This window comes from Ochrobactrum sp. BTU1, assembly GCA_018798825.1.
In the GTDB taxonomy this organism is placed as follows: domain Bacteria; phylum Pseudomonadota; class Alphaproteobacteria; order Rhizobiales; family Rhizobiaceae; genus Brucella.
In genome coordinates, this window is the sequence record CP076355.1 from 1,068,212 (window position 1) to 1,090,227 (window position 22,016).

The following is a 22,016-nucleotide window of genomic DNA, read 5'->3' on the forward strand; positions in this document are numbered from 1 at the left end:
GCCTAAGTAGTTGAGTTCCCACTTTTCTTGATATCTAAGTAATTTCTGTATCAAGCTCGTCCGGATCATCACAGTGACCACAGAACACGCTCCTTCCAACGTTATGCTCTCTCGCACTGCAGTCACCAGCACTGCGATGATCTTCGGGCTGACCTACAGCCTCAGCGCTGCACTGATTGCCCTTGATCTCGATGAAATGGGCTTCAGCGAAGCAATCATTGGCGCCAACGCGGCCATGCACGCCGTCGGCGTACTGTGCATGGCATTCCTATTGCCGCGATTGAGCGCATGGCTTGGAATGCGGTCGCTGGTGATTGTCGCGCTTGCTGCAGCCGCAGTCCTGCTCGGTCTATTTCCCGCAGTTCCGTTGATCTGGCTGTGGTTTCCTCTGCGTATTCTGTTGGGCGCAGCATCTGAAACCCTGTTCGTGGTTTCTGAAACCTGGCTCAACTCGCTAAGCACAGATGAGAACCGCTCGAAGACTATGGGTATCTATACAGCGGCATTGTCGCTTGGCTTTGCCCTTGGACCGCTCATTCTCTCGATAGTGGGCTCAAATGGTTTCCTCCCTTATCTCGTTGGTTCAGTCCTTGCCCTTCTTGCGGCGCTATTGATCGCCAACCCAAAGGTTAATGCGCCTCCGATTACCGACAAGCCACACGGAAGCCCGCTGCATTATCTGGCACTTGCACCGGTCGCGCTTGCAGCCACAGTACTCAATGCAGCAATTGAATCGGCTGGATTGTCGTTTCTTCCCCTTTATGCAGTTGATCTTGGCTGGAGCGAAAATCAGGCGACACAGCTTATGTCGGTTATGATGTTCGGCGCGATTGTACTGCAGATTCCAATTGGCTTTCTGGGCGACCGCATGAGCCGCCAGACACTTCTCATCATCCTTGCAGGCTTGTCTGCTTTGGGGGCCGCGATCTGGCCATGGGCCCTCACCTTACCATGGCTCACCTATACGTTGCTGTTTGTGTGGGGCGGGGCATTCGTCGGCATTTACACAATCATGCTAAGCGTTGTTGGCAGTCAGTTCAAAGGCGCGCAGCTTGTCGGCATTTATGCCAGTATGGGCCTCATGTGGGGCGTCGGCGCACTGATCGGTCCGCTCTTTGCGGGCATCGCGCAGCAATATCTGACACACGGGCTGCCAGTCTTCGTCACGGTTGCCTGTCTGCTGTTTCTGGCACTTGCACTTACTTTGCGCCCGCGCACCGGCCCTGTCACAGAATAATCCCTATTTTTCTGCGGCTTAAAACAATCGCAGCCTCCCCACAGGAGGCTGATTTTATGCAATTGATAATAGATTTTAATAACTTGTTTACCACGTTCGTAAGAATATAGCCTCAGCAAATATGGCTTCGACTCATTGGTGAATTCGGCTCTCGGCTGTTTCTATTTTTGGAAAAGTGATTTCACATGGCAAACAATCACCAGGCATCCGGTTCACGTTCTATCATCGATGAACTTAACGCCTTGCGCGAGCGGCATACACCTATCGCGCCTAAGTCGATCTCCATGAACGAATTGCACAACACTTTGGCGGAACTGGAAAAACGTCTCGGTCATATTGGAAACGATGCCCCTCGATCACGCTCGCCTGAGCCAAAGGCTGAAAAACACATCACTGGCCTTGCTGAGATTGCAGAGCATTTGCGTCGTCTGACAGATCAGCAGAACCAGACTGAACGATACGATGCCCCTTCCTCCCAGCCTCTCGCTACCCGTTTCGCTGAAATGCGCGAAGAGCAACGCGCGCCGCGGCCGGAAAACAATACATTGCGCCAGATCGACAGCCGTCTTTATGAGATAAGCCGGGCTGTAATCGCTGCCAATCGTCATCCGCATTCAGATCAAGAAGGAGCATTGCGCCTTGAGCGTATCGAACAACGCCTGAGCGAACTGACGCATCAACTGGACAGTTCGGTCGCAGAACAGAATGCGGACACACTGTTTCGCCGCCTTGGAGAACTCTCGCAGCGCATCGATGCACTGAGCGAGGGATCGAAGTTACCAGATCAGGCAATTGATCAGCTCGCACAGCAGATCAACCTTCTTGCCCATCAGGTCGGCAAAGTTATGGAGAATGTGAGCCAACCGGATTATCACCGCATTGAATCCCGTTTGTCCGCTATCGATCAGAAGCTGGCGGCAGCAGAAAAGCACGCGCATGAATCAAATCCTGCTGTTGTTGATAAAATCGACAATCGCTTCAAGGAATTGACCAAGCGGCTTGATGCGCAATACGCGAGCCATTACGCCGAAGGCGGTATGCTTCATGCGATTGAAGGTCGTCTTGACGACATCTCGCAGCAAATTTCGTTGAGCCTCCTTCAGACCCCACAGACTGAGGAGGTTGCGCATGCTGAGCGCGAGGCCATTCGTGGTCTGGAAAACCAGATTGCAAATATTGCGCGCCAGCTCAACAAGCCTTCAGCCGAATTGGCCGAATTGAAGCCGCGTCTGGATTCTATTGAGCGCTCCATTGCTGAGAATCGTGAAACCGTTCTTGATGCAGCACGCGAAGCGGCAGAAACAGCCGTTGCACATGTGCTCAAGCATGGTTCTCAGAATGACACGGCTATCGCCGCGCAACTTGCCAATGATATAAAATCACTCGAAGCGCTTGCCCGCAATGCCGATGAGCGTAACGGTAAGACTTTTGAAGCTGTCCATGAAACGCTGGTTAAAGTCGTTGATCGCCTCTCCAATCTGGAGCAACAGATCGAAACTCAACCCCATCTTCCTCAGCCAGCAGCGACCAAGACAAAGCCGTTTAATAATCCGTTTTCAGCGGCGCCACAGTCTTTCCCATCGGCGTCAGTAGAGAAGGTAGACAAGCCAGCCAGCCCGGAAATCAATGCGCCCGTGGCAAGCGAAAAGCTTGCAAAGCTTACGCCAAAAGCACGCCAGGAACCAGAACTCAGCGCTTCGCTTGACTCCGTGCAGCCCGACAATGACAGCGTGCTTGATCTGAACACGATTATGAAGCGTGTTCGTGAAGAGCGAAACCTGCAGGACACAGCCAAGACAGAAATCAGCCGAAAGGCGGATTTGATCAGCGTGGCTCGTCGTGCGGCTCAGCAAGCGGCCGAAGAATCCAGCAAACTTGAAGCACAGCAGGAAAGCGATACCGACAGAAAGAAGGGGGCGATCAGCAGTCTCTTCAACCGTCAGCGCAAGCCTATATTGCTGGGAATGGGCGCAATCCTGCTTGCCATCGCCGGCCTGCAGCTTGGCCCCAGAATCTATGAGGAAATCTCGCAGACAGAGTTATCGGCAAAGACTGAGACACCGGCAATCGACAAGGGCACAACAGCTTCAATCGCACCCGCAAAAACTGAGACACCGGCGCCTGTAATGCAACCAATGCCTGAAGTTGTGGTGCCTGAAACCGCAATTTCTAAGCCACAGCAGCAAAGCAGCCTGACGGCTCCGCAGCCTGCGATTGAGCCGCACGAAGAGACTATCTCCGATACCGCACCTGCACAGGAAGCAGAAGAACCAGCAATCGATGTGCCTGACGCCGCTGGCCCAGCCCCCTTGCGCGAAGCAGCAATGACGGGAGATGCCCGCGCATTGTTTGAAATCGGCAATCGGTACATGGAAGGTCGCGGCGTTAACGAAGACTATGCTGAAGCTGCAAAGTGGTATGAGCAATCAGCTCGCAAAGATTTTGCACCTGCACTTTACCGCATGGGCAACATGAATGAGAAGGGGCTTGGTATGCCCCGCGATCTCAACAAGGCAATCGACTGGTATCAAAAGGCGGCAAAACAGGGCAACGCAAATGCGATGCATAACCTCGCCGTCCTGTTTGCCTCCGGTGCCAACGGCAAACCTGAAAATACGTCTGCCGTTCGTTGGTTTAACGAAGCAGCAGAACTCGGTGTGAAGGATAGCCAATACAATCTTGGTATTCTCGCAGCTCAGGGTCTTGGGACGCCGGTTAATCTGGAAGAAAGCTATAAGTGGTTTGCACTTGCTGCCAAGTCTGGCGACAAGGATGCGGCCGACAAGCGCGATCAGATTGGTGCAGCTCTTAGGCCGGATCAGCTTGAACGTGCGAAGGGCTCAGTCGAACTCTGGAAAGCCAAGCCAATAGATGAGGCTGCCAACGCGCTCACCATTCCGCAAAACTGGTCGGATAGCGAACCAGTCGCTCAAGCTCCCGTCGATATGAAAAAGGCAGTTCGTAACATTCAGCTCATCCTTCAGAAGAGTGGATATGATGTGGGTAGTGCCGATGGCGTAATGGGAAACAAAACCCGCAATGCCATTGCTGAGATTCAAAAGGCAAATGGCCAGGAGCCGACAGGAGAAGTGAACCAGCAACTTGTTCAGTTGCTCCTCGAGAAGAACAAGTAAATTGCGCGCGAAATCGCGTCACTTGCACCAACGCGTCAGGATAATTTCCTGGCGCATTTTTTATGGTCTCCGCCAAGTAACGACTACGCAAGTCTTATAACTCTTATGCACGCCTTTTCTATACGCATGTCGACGCCATGCTGAGGAGGTCCAAATCTATCGGTCACCCACTACAATGATGGCAACCCGAATTGATCACTGTTTGAGCATTCTCGTAAAGTACCAAGGGTCGCCGATTACCTAACCTCATTGGCCTCATGTGAAACATTTATGGCAAGTCTGGTGACAACATTGTTGTTCGCAAACAATAATGTGCCATTTTCGTCTCACATCATTTGTCAAAGTAACTCTAATCTCAATCGGCGTTTGACTTCCCCGCTTTGAAAGAGCAAGACCATTTGAAGCGCATTTCAAAATAAGTAAGTCGGATCTTGATCCAGATGCGCGGTAAATCAAGCTGTTAGAGCCATGACCTGATCAAACTTAATCACGGCATAGTCTAGCAGAATTTAAACGGGCCTTGCGGCAAAGCGCGACCGCAAAAGGGCTGGTTGTAGTGCGTTGTGAACACCGGGTTCGGAATTGGGTATTTATCTTCCCATTGCGGAATTGTCGGTCAACATGCTGGTTCTTCTCGGCATGGGCGCTGCTGTTGGCTTTCTTTCGGGACTGTTTGGGGTTGGCGGCGGCTTCCTCATCACACCGCTCTTGATCTTTTATAACATCCCTCCGGCCATCGCTGTTGCCACTGGCGCCAATCAGGTTATCGCTTCTTCGGTCTCTGGCGCGCTGGCCCACTTCAAAAGACGAACGCTTGATATCAAGCTCGGATTGTTTCTGGTCGCTGGCGGCATCGTCGGATCGCTACTCGGTATCTTCGTATTCTCATGGCTGCGCGATCTGGGTCAGCTCGATCTTATTGTGTCGATCCTCTACGTCTTCTTTCTTGGCACGGTCGGAGGATTGATGCTCATCGAAAGCGTACGTGCTTTGCGCCGTGTGAAAAAGGGCCAGGCAGGTGCGATACGGCGTCCGGGCCAGCATACGTGGATACATAAGCTGCCATTTAAGATGCGGTTCCGCGCTTCAACCATCTATGTCAGCATCATTCCAGTGCTTGGCATTGGTTTCTTTATCGGCTTACTGTCATCGGTGATGGGTGTGGGTGGCGGGTTCATCATGGTGCCTGCGCTGATCTATCTGCTGCATGTGCCAACCAATGTCGTTGTCGGCACATCGCTTTTTCAGATCACTTTCGTGACTGCTTTTACCACGGTCATGCAGGCAACGACCAACCAATCCATCGATATCGTGCTTGCTTTCCTGCTGATGCTTGGTGGGGTAATCGGTGCACAATATGGTGCGCGCGCTGGACGGAAACTTCGTGGCGAACAGCTGCGACTATTGCTTGCTTTGCTGGTATTGGCGGTCGGCCTGCGCCTCGCTTTTGGCCTTTTCGTGCGACCAGACAATTTGTTCTCGATCTCCATTGCGGATATATGACATGAGGAAACTCACGCTCACAGCCGCAATTTTGCTTGGATTTGCTTCAGCAAACGCAACTGCACAAATTAACTCTGGCGGAGACGGAAATAGCGTTCCGCAGCTTCAAAACCCCTCAGAAGAAACCATCGAGATAGGCCTTTCGACCGAAACGATCGCGATAACCTCCAACTTCGGCGGCACAGACCTGACCATTTTCGGCGCGCTTGATAATGCTGATCCATTAATCCAACGACAGGGTCGCTACGACATTATTGTTGTCCTGCAGGGACCTTCGCGCGATTTGGTTGTTCGCAAGAAACAACGTTACCTCGGTGTCTGGATTAACGCAGATTCCGAAACCTTCCTCGGCGTGCCATTGTCTTATTCACTTGCTTCCACGCGCAATCTCCAAGACATCGCAGATGACAGGCTCTACCGCCAGTTGTCAGTTGGCGTACGTAATTTTTATCTCAGACCAGAAGACCCGGCGAGCCTTTCAGGCAACATTCCCAAGTTCGGCGACGAGTTGCGCGCGATGAAAATGCGCCAGGGGCTCTATAGCCAGCGTGTGGGCGGGGTTGAGTTTCTCTCCCGTACATTGTTTCGCGCAACGCTCAACCTCTCCGCAAATGTACCGGTCGGACGTCACCGGGCGCGGGCGCTTCTATTCCGGAACGGTGTTTTCCTGCGCGAAGCTAATGCAAGTCTTGAAATTGTGAAGGCTGGTGTCGAACAGAGCATCTACGATGCTGCCCATAAATACAGTTTTTACTACGGCTTGTTTGCGGTGTTCCTGGCAGTCTTCACGGGATGGGCGGGCCGTATTCTGTTTAAGAAAGATTAGCGCATATTCAAATGCCACAATCTATCTTTGTGCGAGGATGCTCAAAGACCTACCCAGCAACCAGCGTGCCATGCGCAATCGGGTAAACTTTGCCCTGGCCCAGCATATAAGCGCGCATGCGCGCATCAACGAATAGACCGCGAAACGCCCTATCCAGCACATTGAGCGCACCTGTATACGCGCCAAATGCCGGCATAATTAATCTATCACCATCGCTCGCAAAACAGGGTCGGCGCACTGAACGCCCTTTGCGGACAATCCGGGCGGCGGGATGAAGATGGCCTGCCACCTCACCCTGTGACTGGTCTCTTAATGGTATGTGCCGAAATGTTAACGGACCGATTGCCAGTTGGGCAATACACTCACCGGGCAAATCACCTGGCCGATCAGGATCGTGATTGCCGGTAATCCAAAACCAGTCCCGCTGCTCCATTAGTGATGTGAGACGGATCTTATAAAGCGAGGGCAGCCGATCGCTTGCCTTTGCATCGTGGAAGCTGTCACCCAGACTAACAACGGTTCGCGGTTGATAGCGCGCAATGACCGCGGCCAGCATGTCAAGCGTGGCGGCGGTATCATAAGGCGGTATCAACTGACCACGCCGAGCGAAAGACGAACCTTTCTCAAGGTGTAGATCAGAAACGACCAGCATATGTAAATCCGGTAGAAAAAGCGCACCGGAAGGATCATAAACTGTCGCAACACCACGCAATTCGGCATGCGCCAAGCTGTAAGCCTCGCCATTTCCCCAAACTGCTGTGCTCATCCTATCGCTTCTCTGATCAGATCGTCGGCTGCTTCTTCAAGCAGCATATCGTCACCCTCACCTGCCACACGTTCGCGACCAATTTCAAGCATGACAGGCAATGCCAGGGGAGAAATACGCGCCAACGGCTTATGCAGCAAATGCCCTTTTACACGCGCCAGCATGTCCCCAAGACGCTTGATGTCCAAAAGTCCGGTCGCAGCATCAGCGCGTGTCGCCTGTAGCAAAATGTGGTCCGGCTCATGGGTCCTCAGGACGTCATAAATGAGATCAGTCGAAACCGTAACCTGGCGACCGGTTTTCTCCTGCCCCGGATGTCGACGTTCAATTAGCCCCGAGATCACGGCACAATTGCGGAAGGTACGCTTCAAAAGATAGCTTTCATCAAGCCATGCCTCGAGATCATCGCCAAGCATATCTTCATCAAAAAGCCGCGTCAGACTTAATCTGCCGGGGCTTATCATCGCTCCCATGTCTTTGAGACCCCAAAGCCCCAACGAGTAGTCGGTGGCAACAAAACCAAGCGGATGCGCGCCCATGCGTTCGAGACGACGGGTTAGCAACATACCGAGTGTCTGATGGGCAAGTCTGCCCTCAAAAGGATAGGCGACCATATAAAATCGACCGCCTTTAGGGAACGTTTCAATCAACAACTCGTCTGTTCGGGGTAAAACGGACTTGACCGCTTGCACGTCCAGCCATTCACGCACCTGTTCTGGCAGAAACTGCCAGCGTGTACGATCCGCCAACATCGCGCGCACCTGCGACGCCAGATAAGTGGAAAGCGGGAATTTCCCACCGGCATAGATGGGGATTTTTGCATCCTGTCCCGCAGCATTGGAAGCCATACATTCGTTCTCGCGAATGCCTTCAAACCGCAACACCTTACCTGCAAACAAAAATGTGTCTCCAGGCGTCAGCGTTTCAAGGAAGTATTCCTCGATGCGTCCGAGAACGCGACCACCTCTCGCATTGGCTCCTTTGCCGCTACGGGTGAGCCGGACATTCAATTCAGGCGCTTCGACGATCGTGCCAATGTTCAGGCGATACTGCTGAGCGATACGGGGATTTGAAACCCGCCACGTACCATCGACAGTCTTGCGGATCTTGGCAAAGCGTTCATAGGTTTTGAGCGCATAGCCACCAGTCGCAACGAAATCGAGGATTTTATCAAACGTATTGCGTGTAAGGTTTGCATAAGGCGCCGCACTCTGCACTTCCCTGTAGAGCGCATCAGCGCTAAAAGGCTCAGCACAGGCCATTCCCAGCACATGCTGCGCGAGAACATCCAGCGCTCCATCAATCAGCGTTGGCGTATCCTGCGCACCGAGATAATTGGCGTCGAGCGCAGCGCGGCACTCCATCACTTCAAAACGATTGGCAGGCACAAGAATAGCGCGGCTTGGCTCATCCATACGATGGTTGGCACGACCAATGCGTTGAGCAAGACGGCTTGCTCCCTTTGGCGCTCCAACATGAATGACAAGATCCACGTCCCCCCAGTCGATACCAAGATCAAGTGTCGAGGTTGCGACGACCGCCCGCAACGTATTGGCAGCCATTGCATGTTCCACCTTGCGGCGCTGACTGGCGTCAAGCGAGCCGTGATGCAGCGCAATTGGCAATGTATCTTCGTTGACACGCCAAAGTTCTTGAAAGAGCATTTCGGCTTGGCTTCGGGTATTGACGAACAGCAGCGTCGTGCGGTGGGCACGGATAGCCGCATAAATGTCCGGGATAGCGTAGCGCGAAGAATGCCCGGCCCAGGGAACCCGCTGCTCAGATTCTAAAATCGTAATTTCAGGCTTGGCACCGCCATCAACTGTGACAAGACCAGACTGTGGATCGGTACCATCCTGTTCGACGAGCCAGCGACGCAACTCATCTGGCTGTGCAACAGTTGCAGAAAGTCCAATTGTTTGCAGTTGCGGTTGCAGACGGCGCAAACGTGCAAGCCCGAGCGCAAGCAAATGGCCGCGTTTGGAAATGACCAGCGAGTGCAGCTCATCAAGCACCACATAACGCAGACCTTTGAAAAACTGCTCGGCCCCTTTGTAGGCAATGAGCAGCGCGAGCTGTTCAGGCGTTGTCAGAAGAATGTCAGGCGGGACTAGCTTCTGGCGCTGGCGCTTATGTGCAGGTGTGTCGCCAGTCCTGGTCTCAATCGTAATGTCGAGCCTCATTTCCTCGACCGGAATAGTCAAATTGCGATGAATATCAACCGCAAGTGCCTTCAGCGGCGAAATATAGAGCGTGTGCACACCTTGTTTTTTAGACGCAATCGCGGATGAAAGATCGGTGCTCACTTTTCCTGAAAGTGATTTACTTCCTCTTCGCTCCAGATCGACCAACGCAGGCAGAAAGCCTGCCAGCGTTTTACCAGCACCAGTGGGCGCAATCAGCAGCGTGGACTGTCCCTGTTCGGCGCGCGATAGCAACTCCAGCTGATGGGCGCGCGGCGACCATCCCTTACCTTCAAACCATTTTACAAAACGGTCTGGCAAATGAAAGGCGGCAGTCTCGAGAGTGGGTGTCAGGTTCAGAGTCACGCACTCAATCTAGTGCGGGCAACTCTCATCGCCAAGATGTTTGTTCACTTTTGTTCTCATTTTGTCAGGAGTTCACCTTGCGCGCTCTTTCCAGCGGGAAGCTGCTGACCTATCTAATAAGCCATGCGTTTTGACGAGTTGCTGCGTTCCACACCCAAGGGTCTTTACTGTCCGCCCGGCGATTTTTACATTGATCCGGTGCGGCCTGTTGATCGCGCCCTAATCACGCACGGACATTCCGATCATGCACGTGCGGGACATGGTCATGTTCTTGCGACACAACAGACGCTCGACATCATGGCTATCCGCTATGGTGCAGATTTTGCGTCTAGTACACAAACTGCTGATTTAGGTGCATCCGTGAACGTAAACGGTGTCAAAGTTAGCTTTCACCCGGCAGGACATGTACTTGGTTCAGCGCAAATCGCTGTCGAAAAAGACGCCACGCGGATTGTCGCGTCCGGAGATTATAAACGCGCTATCGATCCAACCTGCACACCCTTTGAGCTTGTTGCTTGCGATGTCTTCATCACTGAAGCGACCTTTGCGCTTCCGGTATTTCGCCATCCCGAAGCGGCCCATGAAATCGAAACACTGCTGAAATCGCTTGCCCAATTTCCTGAACGTGCGCATCTGGTCGGAGCTTACTCACTTGGCAAAGCCCAGCGGGTGATCAAGCTCATTCGCGATGCGGGCTATGATGCGCCGATTTACATTCATGGTGGCCTGCAAAAACTCTGCAATTACTATCAGACCCAGGGCATCGAGCTTGGTAAGCTTGAACCTGCAACGCTTGAGCGTGGCGAAGCCTCGCCCGATTTTGCAGGAAAAATCGTGGTTGGTCCCCCCTCTGCTTTTTCGGACCGCTGGGCACGACGTTTTCCCGATCCATTGCCCGCCTTTGCGTCCGGTTGGATGCGTATCCGCCAGCGCGCAAAACAACGCGGTGTCGAGCTACCACTGATCATTTCCGATCACTGTGACTGGGACGAGCTGACAACAACCATAGGCGACATAAAACCTGCGGAAGTCTGGGTAACTCATGGCCGTGAAGAAGCGCTGGTGCGGTGGTGCGAGTTGCAAAACATTCCTGCCCGCCCGCTTCATCTTGTTGGCTACGAAGATGAGGGCGATTGATGCGGGCATTCGCTGAACTCCTCGACCGCCTTGTTCTCACGCCACAGCGCAATGGTAAATTGCGGCTGCTGGTGGATTACTTCCGCACCACACCTGATCCTGACCGCGGCCTCGCCCTCGCCGCCATCACCCGCGACCTGGAATTGCAGAGCGTCAAACCTGCCATGCTGCGGGCCCTGATTGCGGAGCGCAGCGACCCAACACTTTTTGCATATTCCTATGACTATGTCGGCGATCTCGCCGAAACGATTTCGCTGATATGGCCAGGTCCGAGGGAAACTCCCGCCGGTACCAACCTGCCGCTCAGCGTCGTCGTGCATGAATTGCAAGGCGCATCGCGCCGCGAAGGGCCCCTGCTCGTGTCCGCTTGGCTCGATCTGCTTGGGATATCAGAGCGCTATGCTCTTTTGAAACTTGTCACGGGCGGCTTGCGTATCGGCGTTTCTGCTCGTCTGGCCAAACAGGCACTGGCAGATTTTGGCAACGTGGACGTGGTTGAAATCGAAGAACTCTGGCACGGACAGACGCCCCCTTTCACCGCGCTTTTTGCATGGCTTGAGCGCCACGGCCCAAAGCCTGCAGCAACAGCGGACGCGCCATTTCGACCCGTCATGCTTGCTACGGCACTAGATGAGGCCGAGATTCCCGCACTTGATCCAACTGCCTACAGTGCAGAATGGAAATGGGACGGTATTCGTGTTCAAGCCGTCGCAGAAAATGGTGTGCGAAGGCTTTATTCGCGCACGGGCGACGATATCTCGTTCGCCTTCCCCGATGTGCTGGAGGCGATGGACTTCGAAGGCTCGATCGATGGCGAGTTGCTGGTGGGACATCACGGTGAAACGGGCATTGAAATCGCAAGTTTCTCGGATTTACAGCAAAGACTTAATCGCAAAACAGTAACTGCCAAACAGTTGCGTGAGTATCCTGCCTTCATCCGGGCCTATGATCTATTGCAGGATGGCACGCAGCATTCGGGCGAAGATCTGCGCGCGCTGCCTTTCTCAGACCGACGCGCGCGGCTCGCTCAATTTGTCGAAAAGCTCGACAAACGCCGGTTTGATCTGTCGCCCGTCCTTCAGTTTTCGGACTTCGATGAACTTGCAAAGTTGCGCATTAACCCACCCTATCCGGTAATAGAAGGCCTTATGCTCAAACGGCATGATAGCGCCTATGTTCCGGGGCGACCGAAGGGGCCATGGTTCAAATGGAAGCGCGATCCGTTTACAGTGGATGCAGTGGTAGTCTATGCGCAGCGTGGTCACGGCAAACGATCAAGCTACTATTCGGACTTTACTTTCGCGGTCTGGACCGGCCCGGAAGAAGACCCCATTCTCGTTCCCGTCGGAAAAGCCTATTTCGGCTTCACTGACGAGGAATTGAAGCTTCTCGACAAATTCGTACGCGAAAACACGATTGAGCGTTTTGGCCCGGTTCGTTCCGTTCGAGCGGAGCCGGATCATGGATTAGTCGTTGAAGTTGCATTTGAAGGGCTCAACCGCTCGACCCGACACAAATCCGGTGTCGCAATGCGCTTTCCCCGCTTTTCGAGACTGCGCTGGGACAAACCGCCCCGCGAAGCGGACCGGCTTGAAACGCTGGAAAAGCTGCTGAGTTGATTATTCAGCTACCGCAGTCGTGACGCGGATTGCATAAATATCCACGGCCTTGCCGGAACCGCTCAGATCGGAGTTGATCGAGATCTTGCCTCCACCTCCTGCCGATTGACCTGCCTGAAACTCCTGATCGAACAGGAAATCACTGACAGAGTCGCGGACATCATAGCGCCTGCGGCCACAATCTCCGAGACCCGCAAAATTGCAATTGACCGTCATCTGCGTTGTCTTGCCGTCATCGCTGCGCGCAACAATATCAAAAGTCGCCTTCTTGCCAGCAAGCTGATTAAGGACGCCCTCACCGACATCAAAGGTCACACTGTCGTTTGCCCCCGAAGTCTGAACTCGCGCAAAACTGTTGGTGCCCTCGCGTTTGATCTCAGCTGTTGCGCGGCCCTGAACAGACATGCGCGTCGCATCCGTAGGCGTGAAAATGTTGATCCAGGTGCGCCCTTCCGGGTCTTCGCCTTCCTTGATCGGCGCCATGGTGTTGTCCGTCAAAAGCGGGCTCGAGCCGTTGCCCCGCGTGAAATCTGCAAAGCTGTTGTAGAGCGAAAAGCCGATCAGCCCCAGAATGACGAGAACCATAACCGGGATACCAACGCTCAAAAGCAGCGAACGCTTCTTCTTCTTTCGATCCTTGCGCGAAACGCCCGCTTCATAGCCGAGATCCGCTGAAGCTCGCTTGCCCTTTTTGGAAGAAGTACGGATATCAGCGGAATCGAGCGCAGGCCCTGCTTGATAGACGTCGTCGCCCAGAAGCGGATCAGACAAGGATGGCGCGTCTAGACCGGGTTCCGGCCGAGACGAGGACTGCGTTTTAAATTCAGCTTCAATATCGGAAATCGCGTCTTTGATTTTCTGGCGACGCTGCTTTTTCTGTTCTTCACTAAGCGCAGTATTTGCCGTCAGCGCGCGTTCATGCGCCCCCCACGCAGCCTCGTAGATACGCTGGCGGGTCGATGGATTATGTGCATCTGCCTTTGCAAATGCATTTCTTATTGCGCGTTCGATACTTTCCAAAGGGCCGCTCTTCCTTGGTTTCTGTATACTGCCTTGCTCCGTGAGCACAGATGCCTACATGAGCCTCAGCGAATTTAACGTCTGAATCAAGGCATTTAGCTGTTTCAACCGCATTTTGGCTAGCGGTAGAACTCCAACAGCTACCAAATCTTAACCTTTAGGGTAATTTTCCCCAATCCTTTGAGGTACCGGCTTCTCCACCGGCTGCATTTCCAATCCGATTCTTTTCTGAATTTTGATGTTGCCGTCCGACACAGCCATGCTAAAGCTATTACGTTTACGGAAACGTCAATTTTGGAGGACGATATGGCACTGCCGGATATTTTGAAGAACAATCTACGCGTTCCCGTCGTCGGAGCGCCTCTGTTTATCATTTCAAATCCGGCTCTAGTGCTTGCCCAATGTAAAGCAGGTATTGTTGGCTCGTTTCCGGCATTGAACGCACGTCCAGAAGCGCAGCTCGATGATTGGCTCGCTGAGATCACTGAAGAGCTGTCTACCCATAATGCTAAAAATCCGGATCGTCCCGCCGCACCTTTCGCGGTCAACCAGATCGTTCATCGCTCGAACAAACGGCTTGAACACGATATGGGGCTTTGCGTAAAATACAAAGTTCCAATCGTCATATCTTCACTCGGTGCAGTGCCAGAAGTGAACGCCGCCATCCACTCCTATGGCGGCATCGTGCTTCACGACGTAATCAATAATCGTCACGCCAACTCTGCGATCCGAAAAGGCGCCGACGGTCTGATTGCTGTCGCGGCGGGCGCCGGTGGTCACGCGGGATCACTTTCTCCTTTCGCGCTTATTCAGGAAATACGCGAATGGTTCGATGGCCCACTTCTGCTTTCCGGAGCAATTGCCAATGGTGGAGCGATTCTTGCGGCACAGGCCATGGGAGCGGACCTCGCCTATATCGGCTCTCCGTTTATCGCGACTTCAGAAGCCCGCGCATCTGAGGGCTACAAACAGATGATTGTGGATTCCACCTCGTCCGATATCGTCTATTCCAATTATTTCACGGGCATTGCAGGCAACTACCTCAAGCCTTCGATTGCTAATTCCGGTCTCGATCCGGACAATCTCCCACAAGCCGATCCATCAAAAATGGATTTTGATAAAGCCCATCAGGACGGCGCCAAGGCATGGAAGGACATTTGGGGCTGCGGACAGGGGATTGGAGCCGTAAAAGAAGTTACACCTGTGAACCAACTCGTTGATCGGCTTCAAACCGAATATCTTGATGCGCGCAGACGTCTCCGCGATTAAGACACGCTGTTTCAGGAGGAACAACGGGACGGTTGAGAATGTCCATAACAAAGATGCAGAATATTTGTTTTGGACCTTGCTTTCCCCGATGCTTTTGGGTATCAGCGCAGCGTTCGGTCAAAATTGATCGATATTCCTTGGGAATAGGAACTTATGTTCCAGGCCGCTTTAGCTCAGTTGGTAGAGCACATCATTCGTAATGATGGGGTCAGCAGTTCGAGTCTGCTAAGCGGCACCATATTTCACCGAAAATTCAATGACTTAGAAAATAGCACTGTAAGCAGTGGCTCGGTTTTCGTCATCGGGGTAACACCTGGGGTAACGGGCCGCAGTTTGAAGCTCGGTCAAGCTTGACTCATATTGCGATATAGAACAAAATAGGAACATTCTACAATTCGGGAGAAATCCATGAATAATATTGCGCAGAGCTACGACGCTGAGATTGATCTAGTATTAGCTTACCACAAGGGCGACGTTCGTGCGTCCATTGAAGCGCTTTTAAAAGACCGAGATTTCCTCGCGCGTGAGATTGAGCTGTCTCACCTTGCTCTCTTACATGGCCAGCGGGCCAGTTCTTTTAAGAGGGCCGCGTGATGAAAACATTCCAAGTTGCCCTTCCGGAAGCGTACGCACTGAAATGCGCCCGACGTGAAGTTCACAGAGACGCCGGCCGACTTGGTGCTCGCTTGCCTCACCGCATGGCCCGCAAGTCGGGGATCAACTTCTGCGTATTCAGTTTTCCATCAGAAAGGCGCATGAGTGTCTTCATGGGTCGTCACGGCGGCAAGCCTTTTGGTGATGGCAACTGGGAACGGATCGTCGTTCAGTAAACCACATGCCTAGGCCACCTTCACATGAGAAAATAGGCGATTTCACTTGCCTTGCTGACTTGGAGCCATGGGCAATTCTTTGCGGGCTTTGCACACGCTGCGGCCATGTCAGAGACGTGAACATTAATGAAGTTAGGCGGAAAATTGGGGCACATGAGTTTCTTAAACTGCACCAATGGAAGCTTATCTGCATAGCATGCACGATGAAAGGCCAGAGTGAATTCGTGGTCTATCGAGCGCCGAGGTAAAAATGTCCGGATATAAAGCTGATAGCGGCGTGACAGGCACCGGTGGCAGAAGATTTGAACATTGGTGTGACGCTGATGGTTGCAAAGCGTGGGGCACCTACGGCTACAAGACGAAGTATGGCCAGCTTTGGTTCTGTTATGAACACCGGCAGCTTGGTGAAGATGCATTAGCTGGACGACGGTAACAAGCGCCCTACCTCCCTTTTAAAGGGAGAGAATTATGCAAGGACCAAAACGCGAAGGCCTGTATCCAGATCGGGAGTTGGATTGTCAGGAAGCTATGTCGCAAGGCATCGCGGATCTGATTGAGCAAGCGACCCTGTCTGGCACATCCGAAGCAGATGCTGCGGCTGCGATTTCCGACACAGCTATTCCAGGCATCCGTGATCTGATTGATGATGCCGTCGCGGCTGGTTGGGCACCAGAAGAAGCCGCCAGCGCGATCAAGGTTGTCGCCGCTGGAATGTATCGCGGCTTCACTGGTACAGAGCCAGATGAGTAAAAACACACTTTTCAATGAAAATTCATTTTGATAAAATTTTGCCGCGCTTCGTGACAGGAAGCTGGGTCCAGGCGAAGCGCAGCCCCGGCAACTCGATCACACCTCTCGTGCCGGGGCTTTCCCTAGTAGTGATTTACTTCGCGCGCAGTTCGATCGCCTTTAACCGCTCGGCAAAGAATATGATCTTATTCAGATCGTAAAGGCGGCTGGCTGCGTCCTTCTCGCCAAAACGATAGCAAGCCTTAAAGATGTTGCCGAGCGCAAAGGACATGCCTTTGTGTTCAATCAGATCATTGAGCTCGCTCGCGCCATCGGGCAGCTCGTAATAGCTGGTCGAGCCGCCGTCGGATTTGATCGCACTGCTGGATCGCATGCCAAGATCAGTTAGATGCACAGGCTTCGGCATAGGCACCTTAGGTTTATCCGACTCTCCACGCGCGATCTCATGGTCAATTCTTGCATCTGGCACCATCACATATCCTCCGGCGGTGCTGGTGGCAGCATCCAATGAGTTGGTACGGGTGGCATTCCACCGTCAAAGTGCTCGTCGAACCAGCCCTTCTCACCAACGGGCGCTCCATTAAGCCAATGATGATGAGTGAATGCGCAGTCGGTTATGCGTCCAAAGTTCGTCCACAGATCGACCTTAGTTCCATCTAAAGGCGCAGTTTTCATTCTCTGCCAGCTACTCATACTTCCTCCCTCACCTTACGCTTTGGCTCTTCGAACTTCTCTATCAAAGGACCGCCAGCCAGTAAGCCGCGCAGCGCTGACAGCTTATCTTCCACAAGCGGGCGAAAGCGCCTCGCTGCAAAAGGCGGGTTTTCATAACCAAACTGCGGGCAAGTTCCGCGATCGACACCCTTGAGACGAACGCCGATGTAAGAGCCGTGAATATAATGCTCGAAAGGTCCGATCCACTCGATCTCGTAAATTTCGCCTTCCTTCACCTCAAGGAATTGCTCAAAGCCAACGACTGAATCGATGCAGACCACTTTCTGACCAACGTGGAATTGGTTCATGCTGAATCTCCTACGAGGATGGCTTCGGCTATAATGCCTCCAGCAGTTCTATGGCTATCTGACCAGACATCGTCATCGTCAAAAACGCAAAGCGCTATAGCAGCACATCGCTGGCGCTCTGCAAGGACGGCTGCTGCAATTCTCTCGTCGATGTGACGCTCAAGTTTAATTGCTGCAATATTTTCACCCATCACGCCGCTGCCCTATTCTCAATGCTTCGATACTCAACTGGCACGCCGTGCAGTCCTGCTCGATCGATGCCCATCTTCATTCCGGCGCTGATACCACGATCAGTGTAAACAACGCATTTCGTTGCCACTCGATACCAGGCAATACCGGCCTCAATCCCTAACGACCGCTCATCAGGCTGCATATCGTCCAGCACTTGCGTGTGCAGCAAATGGCTGGCAATCGGCGCTTCTCCTCGCCGAAGGCTGTCTAAAAGGCAAGCCCGTGCATAGGCAGTGTTGGCTTCCACGTCTCCGCTGTACGGCGTTTCGATGATGACGAGGTCGGAAGGTTGCTTCACAGGCGCAAGATTTATTACCCACGGAACGTCATGCCAGACGCCATCCTCATCTCTAGTGCTTAGTGCGATGCCGTTGGCGCCGAATGTAATGCGCGTAGTTGGTTCCGCTACGGTCCGCCCTTCAACAGCGGCACGCGCGGCTTTGTCTTCAGGTCCTTCTATCCATTCATCTCCCGGCCTGTTTACGCCGTATAGCTGGTGCAACTCCATATTCTCTCCTCGTGTTGTGGTGTTACGCCGCTTGGTGGGCGGCGTGGGTGGTGGTAGTTAAGCTGCTACCTGTACATTTTTGTTATCATTAGCCGCAAGCCAGACCTGAGCTCGCTTGGATTTGCCATTGGACAAGTTATAGATGTACGATGAAGAAATACCCAATGATCTAGCGACCAAAGAGGGGCGCTCGCCGTTTTTCAATCGGCGCATTGCGATGTCTATGAGGTCATCTTCGTATTTAGCGCTGGGATGAGACTCCCCAATGGGCACGTGAAGTGTATATGAAGTACCGTGGGCAATGGCATCAGCAACATTTTCCTTACGAGTGCCCCAATACATATGATCCGGGTTCACACATCCTAAGTGTCCATTACCGCAAGAATGGCAACACTCGTGCTTAGGCGTAGGTTTTTCTCCCTTAGCCGCAATTAATATTGCTACGTCAGCATTCATAGAAATGCCACCGATGTTAACTCGCCCTCGTCCGTCAGAGTTTTTGCCAAAAGGCCAAGTAATGCAATCTGGAACACATGACCGTTGCGCTGTCTCAAGTACGAATTTATTAGCTGCCCCATAATCGATGCCACCGGCTAGCGGGTCACCGTGCCTTCTAAGGCGGGCATAATGCTTTCGACAGTATCCTTGCCCGCTCACATCACCATCGCAGCCATCGATAGAGCACTTACTCACAGGTCGAGGCGGAGGAACATGCAGTGGGTCACCATATCGTTTAAGTCGATGGTAGTGGCCACTGCATAATCCTGACGTTCTGGCCTCTTTTTCGCATGAATCAACCACACAAATCATACCGCTCTCCTTAATGCGTGGTTATCATTAGCTGCATCGTACTTGGCTGCGCCTTTTACCATCTCTGGCGACATGGTGATGCGGGCCACTTCTCCGAATTTTTGTGAGTAAGTTATAACCTTCGCACTCCGACCCGACAGATAGCCTCCACTAGCAGCATAAGCATCTCTGCCTGATAAGGTTTCATGGCGCTCGATCTTCATGATAGGCGTTGAAACTAAGGCGTCTGAATGAAGATGGCCGCAGTGTCCGTAATTGAATTTGCATCGGCCAAACATTTCACGGAACATGCCTGCGAATACACGGTCTAAGTCTTTAACGCCTCTTTTGTGCCCATGATGAAGATACAGGCCGGTCGCGCCCCACTCAAAAGCCTGATAAAGTGATGGCGATGTATCCACGCGGCATCTAGGCTCGTCCTCATACATTACGGCCGTGAATTCTCTCAGTACAACGGAAACGCCTTCGTCGTGATTGCCGGTTGAAATGAACACTTCCACCCGTTTGTGAGACTGCAACAGCATGTTGATGCTGTGCCGCAGAATACGGATAGCAGCGCGCACCACCTTGAAATATCTCGAATCCGCGTCTAACACATGCCCGCTGGCAGGCGTTACCGCTTCCAGCGACGAATAATGCAGGAAATCACCCAGAACCGCTAGAACAGCCGTGTCGGCCTTTGGCGAACAATCCACCGCAGCAGCCATCCAGTCAATAACTAGCCGCTCGGCAATCTTGGTATCATAATCAGCGCCAGTCTCTTCGCGATGCGCCAACATCCCTGCGTGAACGTCAGTCAATATGAAGAGATTGCAGAGATCATCATTCGTCCGTCTGGGAGCTGGCATAATGTTGACGTGCGGAATCTGGTCCCTGTACCCGGCCACAATAGCAGCGATCGCTTCTGCTCGCGCCTTATCGTCCGCACGCTCCATGATATGCTGCGTTACGATGCGGCCTTCGCTGTTAACGAGCGTCGTCTTGCCTTTTACCGCCAGACCGGCAGTCGCCTTATAAACAGGGCCAGCCTCTTTCGTCTGGCGCATGTAGGTGCCGTTAGGCGTCTCGGTCAGGCTTTTGATTGCGTAACCGGGCAGCGTTTCCTTCGGACCCATCAAGCCGAGCTCAGCCGCGCGTTTGATACTGTCGTGAAACGCAGACTTTTTGACTCCGCAAGCAGCAGCGGCCTTCGTTATGGTGCCGTGCTGCTGATAAGCAGCAACACGGCGGGCTAGTTCTTGTTTTGAGAGGCGCGTGTTCGCCCGCTGTCTGTCATTGGACATACAGTCTCCTCGTGTTGGTTGGTTTGCGGGTTGGTAGCCCGCAATTTGTCATTGTGGTGGAAGTGAAAGGGGCGTCAAGTAAGATGGGTGAAATTTGGATTCGGGGGTGGAGCATGTCGAAGTCGACAATCGGAGTTTGCGCATTTTGCCAACAAGAGAAAAAGCTCTCCAGATCACACGCAATTCCTAATAGCTATTTTCGATCCACAAAGAATAATGGTCAGGCAGTAAAATATAAAACTGACAACTCTCCAAATAGCGTAACGCAAGCTAGCGGCGACTGCCCGATGCTCTGCGCTGAATGTGAGAGCCATTTCAATGTCAATTTTGATATACCATTGCAGCAAATTATTGAAAAATTAGACAGACAACGAAATATATGTGCTAACGACGCTCGTTCATTTTCTCGTGCAATGTTATCAGTTGCTTGGCGAGCCAGTAAAAGTGACGCTGAGTTTTATCAGAATTTCAAATTATCCCGTCATCACGAGGATCAAATCAAATCTCTTTTTTCGGATAATTCACACAAGTCATTAGCTCATTATGCCGTGAGAATAAGCCGATTATTTGATCATATTCACGGCAATGACGTCAATTTAGCAAAGATAATGCTTTCGCCACGCATCCTCCGAAACAATAATGGCGTAAACCTTACGTTTATGTTCGGAGGCTGCTTTATTGAAATACTGTCGCCACGTCCTCCGCGTCCGACAGCTGTTCGTGAGCACTACCTAAAGACTGGACTGGGGAAGAACAATATTAGAACGATAAGTGTTTATGCGGTGCCAGGGTACGGTGAAAACATATTGCGAATGCTTGAGAAGGATCGCGAAGATCATGTGACGCCATCCTTCCGTCGTTTTACCGCGCCCAACTGAATCGCTCACCCCCTCGCCCGCGTAGTCTTCTGCTCAAACACACGATCCATGCGCTCAGTAAGCCCATCGATGCGGTTTGCGACGCTTTCGATGGCGCGCATGATCTGCGAAGTCTGTTCCTGCATCCCGGCCTTTGTGGCGAAGGTTTCGGCCGCACGCAGCTTATAGTCTGACAGTTCCTGCCGTGTCAGCGCGGCAAGAGCTGTGGCTGCTTCTGCTTTAGCGGCCGTTTCGTTTCTCGCGGCGTTGATCTTGCTGTCGACGTACTTCCAAAGGCCAAACAGAAAGCCGAACAGCATCACGATGAAGCCGACAACGCCCATGATTTCAGGTCCGGTCATGCTTCGTTTCTCTTTAGATTAAACATAGTTAATATGCCCCTTTGTGTTCGCTTAAGGTCTTTGCTGATATGATTGCTGCATGAGACAGGTATCGAACAGTTTGATTGGCGAAATCTTCAGTGCGGTTCTACGGGTTTTATGCATCGCGGTGCCCGTGATTGTTGCACTGGCAGCTATAGTCCTGATCGTGAAATACGAAGAACGAGGGGCGTTCATGCCGAAAGAGCAAACCCCGGGAGTGACTGAGCCTTTGGGCAACTAACCTCACGGGCGTACCCCGCACAGCTTTTCGATTTTCTCGTT

24 protein-coding genes and 1 tRNA gene are annotated in these 22,016 nt (G+C 52.6%); 15 read left to right on the forward strand and 10 right to left on the reverse strand.

The features are described from left to right. Positions 1–103: 103 nt before the first annotated feature. The 4 genes from KMS41_16225 to KMS41_16240 all read left to right on the forward strand — a co-directional run bounded on the left by KMS41_16225 (position 104) and on the right by KMS41_16240 (position 6,700). Positions 104–1,237, forward strand: a complete 1,134-nt coding sequence (locus KMS41_16225; protein ID QWK80283.1) for an MFS transporter — start codon at positions 104–106, stop codon at positions 1,235–1,237. Positions 1,238–1,422: 185 nt separating this feature from the next. Then, a complete protein-coding gene (locus tag KMS41_16230) occupies positions 1,423–4,371 on the forward strand; it encodes an SEL1-like repeat protein (GenBank protein ID QWK79053.1) in 2,949 nt (982 codons plus the stop codon). A gap of 582 nt (positions 4,372–4,953) precedes the next feature. Beyond that, a complete protein-coding gene (locus KMS41_16235) occupies positions 4,954–5,874 on the forward strand; it encodes a sulfite exporter TauE/SafE family protein (GenBank protein QWK79054.1) in 921 nt (306 codons plus the stop codon). A gap of 1 nt (position 5,875) precedes the next feature. Then, positions 5,876–6,700 carry a TIGR02186 family protein gene (locus KMS41_16240; protein ID QWK79055.1) on the forward strand — a complete coding sequence of 275 codons (825 nt, stop codon included), beginning with the start codon at positions 5,876–5,878 and terminating at the stop codon, positions 6,698–6,700. A 49-nt stretch (positions 6,701–6,749) separates the two neighbouring features. Here KMS41_16240 and pdeM read toward each other — a convergent pair whose 3' ends face one another. Both pdeM and KMS41_16250 read right to left on the reverse strand, forming a co-directional pair. Then, positions 6,750–7,466, reverse strand: a complete 717-nt coding sequence (gene pdeM, locus KMS41_16245; GenBank protein QWK79056.1) for a ligase-associated DNA damage response endonuclease PdeM — start codon at positions 7,464–7,466, stop codon at positions 6,750–6,752. Next, positions 7,463–10,015, reverse strand: a complete 2,553-nt coding sequence (locus KMS41_16250) for a ligase-associated DNA damage response DEXH box helicase (protein QWK79057.1) — start codon at positions 10,013–10,015, stop codon at positions 7,463–7,465. Before KMS41_16250 ends, pdeM begins: the two co-directional genes overlap by 4 nt. A gap of 123 nt (positions 10,016–10,138) precedes the next feature. Here KMS41_16250 and KMS41_16255 point away from each other — a divergent pair, with 123 nt between their 5' ends. After that, complete coding sequence (locus tag KMS41_16255) at positions 10,139–11,152, forward strand: ligase-associated DNA damage response exonuclease (protein QWK79058.1); 1,014 nt, start codon at positions 10,139–10,141, stop codon at positions 11,150–11,152. Then, positions 11,152–12,771 (forward strand): cisplatin damage response ATP-dependent DNA ligase, encoded by a 1,620-nt coding sequence (locus KMS41_16260; GenBank protein QWK79059.1) that lies wholly within the window; start codon positions 11,152–11,154, stop codon positions 12,769–12,771. The genes KMS41_16255 and KMS41_16260 overlap by 1 nt, the downstream gene beginning before the upstream one ends. Here the strand turns inward: KMS41_16260 and KMS41_16265 are convergent, their stop codons facing one another. Then, positions 12,772–13,791, reverse strand: a complete 1,020-nt coding sequence (locus tag KMS41_16265; GenBank protein QWK79060.1) for a hypothetical protein — start codon at positions 13,789–13,791, stop codon at positions 12,772–12,774. A gap of 306 nt (positions 13,792–14,097) precedes the next feature. Between KMS41_16265 and KMS41_16270 the strand changes: the two genes are divergently transcribed. From KMS41_16270 to KMS41_16295, 6 genes are all read left to right on the forward strand, one after another. Continuing rightward, complete coding sequence (locus KMS41_16270) at positions 14,098–15,060, forward strand: nitronate monooxygenase family protein (GenBank protein QWK79061.1); 963 nt, start codon at positions 14,098–14,100, stop codon at positions 15,058–15,060. 162 nt (positions 15,061–15,222) lie between these two features. Next, positions 15,223–15,298 (forward strand) — tRNA-Thr (locus KMS41_16275). A gap of 170 nt (positions 15,299–15,468) precedes the next feature. Continuing rightward, the gene (locus tag KMS41_16280; protein QWK79062.1) at positions 15,469–15,654 is read left to right on the forward strand and encodes a hypothetical protein; all 186 of its coding nucleotides are present in this window, start codon (positions 15,469–15,471) and stop codon (positions 15,652–15,654) included. Next, positions 15,654–15,890, forward strand: coding sequence for a hypothetical protein (locus tag KMS41_16285; GenBank protein QWK79063.1), 237 nt, complete (start codon positions 15,654–15,656; stop codon positions 15,888–15,890). The genes KMS41_16280 and KMS41_16285 overlap by 1 nt, the downstream gene beginning before the upstream one ends. Positions 15,891–16,140: 250 nt before the next feature. Beyond that, positions 16,141–16,323, forward strand: a complete 183-nt coding sequence (locus KMS41_16290; protein QWK79064.1) for a hypothetical protein — start codon at positions 16,141–16,143, stop codon at positions 16,321–16,323. Positions 16,324–16,358: 35 nt separating this feature from the next. After that, positions 16,359–16,640: a hypothetical protein gene (locus tag KMS41_16295; GenBank protein QWK79065.1), complete on the forward strand. Its 282-nt coding sequence runs from the start codon at positions 16,359–16,361 to the stop codon at positions 16,638–16,640. Positions 16,641–16,773: 133 nt separating this feature from the next. On the opposite strand, the gene KMS41_16300 is transcribed toward KMS41_16295, so the two are convergent. Then, positions 16,774–17,112 (reverse strand): hypothetical protein, encoded by a 339-nt coding sequence (locus KMS41_16300; GenBank protein ID QWK79066.1) that lies wholly within the window; start codon positions 17,110–17,112, stop codon positions 16,774–16,776. Between the two features lie 35 nt (positions 17,113–17,147). On the opposite strand from KMS41_16300, the gene KMS41_16305 reads away from it, so the two are divergent. Beyond that, on the forward strand, positions 17,148–17,300 hold the full coding sequence (locus KMS41_16305; GenBank protein QWK79067.1) for a hypothetical protein: 153 nt from the start codon (positions 17,148–17,150) through the stop codon (positions 17,298–17,300). 29 nt (positions 17,301–17,329) lie between these two features. Here the strand turns inward: KMS41_16305 and KMS41_16310 are convergent, their stop codons facing one another. The 5 genes from KMS41_16310 to KMS41_16330 form a co-directional block, all read right to left on the reverse strand. Further along, positions 17,330–17,662, reverse strand: coding sequence for a hypothetical protein (locus tag KMS41_16310; GenBank protein ID QWK79068.1), 333 nt, complete (start codon positions 17,660–17,662; stop codon positions 17,330–17,332). Then, positions 17,659–17,853: a hypothetical protein gene (locus KMS41_16315; GenBank protein ID QWK79069.1), complete on the reverse strand. Its 195-nt coding sequence runs from the start codon at positions 17,851–17,853 to the stop codon at positions 17,659–17,661. The genes KMS41_16310 and KMS41_16315 overlap by 4 nt, the downstream gene beginning before the upstream one ends. Continuing rightward, positions 17,853–18,401: a hypothetical protein gene (locus KMS41_16320; protein ID QWK79070.1), complete on the reverse strand. Its 549-nt coding sequence runs from the start codon at positions 18,399–18,401 to the stop codon at positions 17,853–17,855. Before KMS41_16320 ends, KMS41_16315 begins: the two co-directional genes overlap by 1 nt. 57 nt (positions 18,402–18,458) lie before the next feature. Then, positions 18,459–18,857: a hypothetical protein gene (locus tag KMS41_16325; protein ID QWK79071.1), complete on the reverse strand. Its 399-nt coding sequence runs from the start codon at positions 18,855–18,857 to the stop codon at positions 18,459–18,461. Positions 18,858–19,207: 350 nt separating this feature from the next. Further along, positions 19,208–20,494, reverse strand: a complete 1,287-nt coding sequence (locus KMS41_16330; GenBank protein QWK79072.1) for an oxidoreductase — start codon at positions 20,492–20,494, stop codon at positions 19,208–19,210. 113 nt (positions 20,495–20,607) lie between these two features. Here KMS41_16330 and KMS41_16335 point away from each other — a divergent pair, with 113 nt between their 5' ends. After that, a complete protein-coding gene (locus tag KMS41_16335) occupies positions 20,608–21,372 on the forward strand; it encodes a hypothetical protein (protein QWK79073.1) in 765 nt (254 codons plus the stop codon). Between the two features lie 5 nt (positions 21,373–21,377). On the opposite strand, the gene KMS41_16340 is transcribed toward KMS41_16335, so the two are convergent. Then, positions 21,378–21,713: a hypothetical protein gene (locus KMS41_16340; protein ID QWK79074.1), complete on the reverse strand. Its 336-nt coding sequence runs from the start codon at positions 21,711–21,713 to the stop codon at positions 21,378–21,380. Positions 21,714–21,792: 79 nt separating this feature from the next. Here KMS41_16340 and KMS41_16345 point away from each other — a divergent pair, with 79 nt between their 5' ends. Continuing rightward, complete coding sequence (locus tag KMS41_16345) at positions 21,793–21,975, forward strand: hypothetical protein (protein QWK79075.1); 183 nt, start codon at positions 21,793–21,795, stop codon at positions 21,973–21,975. The last annotated feature ends 41 nt before the right edge of the window (positions 21,976–22,016 follow it).

Bases quoted from the DNA above. Each gene is read 5' to 3' on its own strand.
- KMS41_16225 (QWK80283.1), top strand. From the start codon at position 104: ATGCTCTCTCGCACTGCAGTCACCAGCACTGCGATGATCTTCGGGCTG.
- KMS41_16230 (QWK79053.1), top strand. From the start codon at position 1,423: ATGGCAAACAATCACCAGGCATCCGGTTCACGTTCTATCATCGATGAA.
- KMS41_16240 (QWK79055.1), top strand. From the start codon at position 5,876: ATGAGGAAACTCACGCTCACAGCCGCAATTTTGCTTGGATTTGCTTCA.
- pdeM (QWK79056.1), bottom strand. From the start codon at position 7,466: ATGAGCACAGCAGTTTGGGGAAATGGCGAGGCTTACAGCTTGGCGCAT.
- KMS41_16255 (QWK79058.1), top strand. From the start codon at position 10,139: ATGCGTTTTGACGAGTTGCTGCGTTCCACACCCAAGGGTCTTTACTGT.
- KMS41_16260 (QWK79059.1), top strand. From the start codon at position 11,152: ATGCGGGCATTCGCTGAACTCCTCGACCGCCTTGTTCTCACGCCACAG.
- KMS41_16270 (QWK79061.1), top strand. From the start codon at position 14,098: ATGGCACTGCCGGATATTTTGAAGAACAATCTACGCGTTCCCGTCGTC.
- KMS41_16280 (QWK79062.1), top strand. From the start codon at position 15,469: ATGAATAATATTGCGCAGAGCTACGACGCTGAGATTGATCTAGTATTA.
- KMS41_16285 (QWK79063.1), top strand. From the start codon at position 15,654: ATGAAAACATTCCAAGTTGCCCTTCCGGAAGCGTACGCACTGAAATGC.
- KMS41_16290 (QWK79064.1), top strand. From the start codon at position 16,141: ATGTCCGGATATAAAGCTGATAGCGGCGTGACAGGCACCGGTGGCAGA.
- KMS41_16295 (QWK79065.1), top strand. From the start codon at position 16,359: ATGCAAGGACCAAAACGCGAAGGCCTGTATCCAGATCGGGAGTTGGAT.
- KMS41_16300 (QWK79066.1), bottom strand. From the start codon at position 17,112: ATGGTGCCAGATGCAAGAATTGACCATGAGATCGCGCGTGGAGAGTCG.
- KMS41_16305 (QWK79067.1), top strand. From the start codon at position 17,148: ATGAGTTGGTACGGGTGGCATTCCACCGTCAAAGTGCTCGTCGAACCA.
- KMS41_16310 (QWK79068.1), bottom strand. From the start codon at position 17,662: ATGAACCAATTCCACGTTGGTCAGAAAGTGGTCTGCATCGATTCAGTC.
- KMS41_16315 (QWK79069.1), bottom strand. From the start codon at position 17,853: ATGGGTGAAAATATTGCAGCAATTAAACTTGAGCGTCACATCGACGAG.
- KMS41_16320 (QWK79070.1), bottom strand. From the start codon at position 18,401: ATGGAGTTGCACCAGCTATACGGCGTAAACAGGCCGGGAGATGAATGG.
- KMS41_16325 (QWK79071.1), bottom strand. From the start codon at position 18,857: ATGAATGCTGACGTAGCAATATTAATTGCGGCTAAGGGAGAAAAACCT.
- KMS41_16330 (QWK79072.1), bottom strand. From the start codon at position 20,494: ATGTCCAATGACAGACAGCGGGCGAACACGCGCCTCTCAAAACAAGAA.
- KMS41_16335 (QWK79073.1), top strand. From the start codon at position 20,608: ATGTCGAAGTCGACAATCGGAGTTTGCGCATTTTGCCAACAAGAGAAA.
- KMS41_16340 (QWK79074.1), bottom strand. From the start codon at position 21,713: ATGACCGGACCTGAAATCATGGGCGTTGTCGGCTTCATCGTGATGCTG.
- KMS41_16345 (QWK79075.1), top strand. From the start codon at position 21,793: ATGAGACAGGTATCGAACAGTTTGATTGGCGAAATCTTCAGTGCGGTT.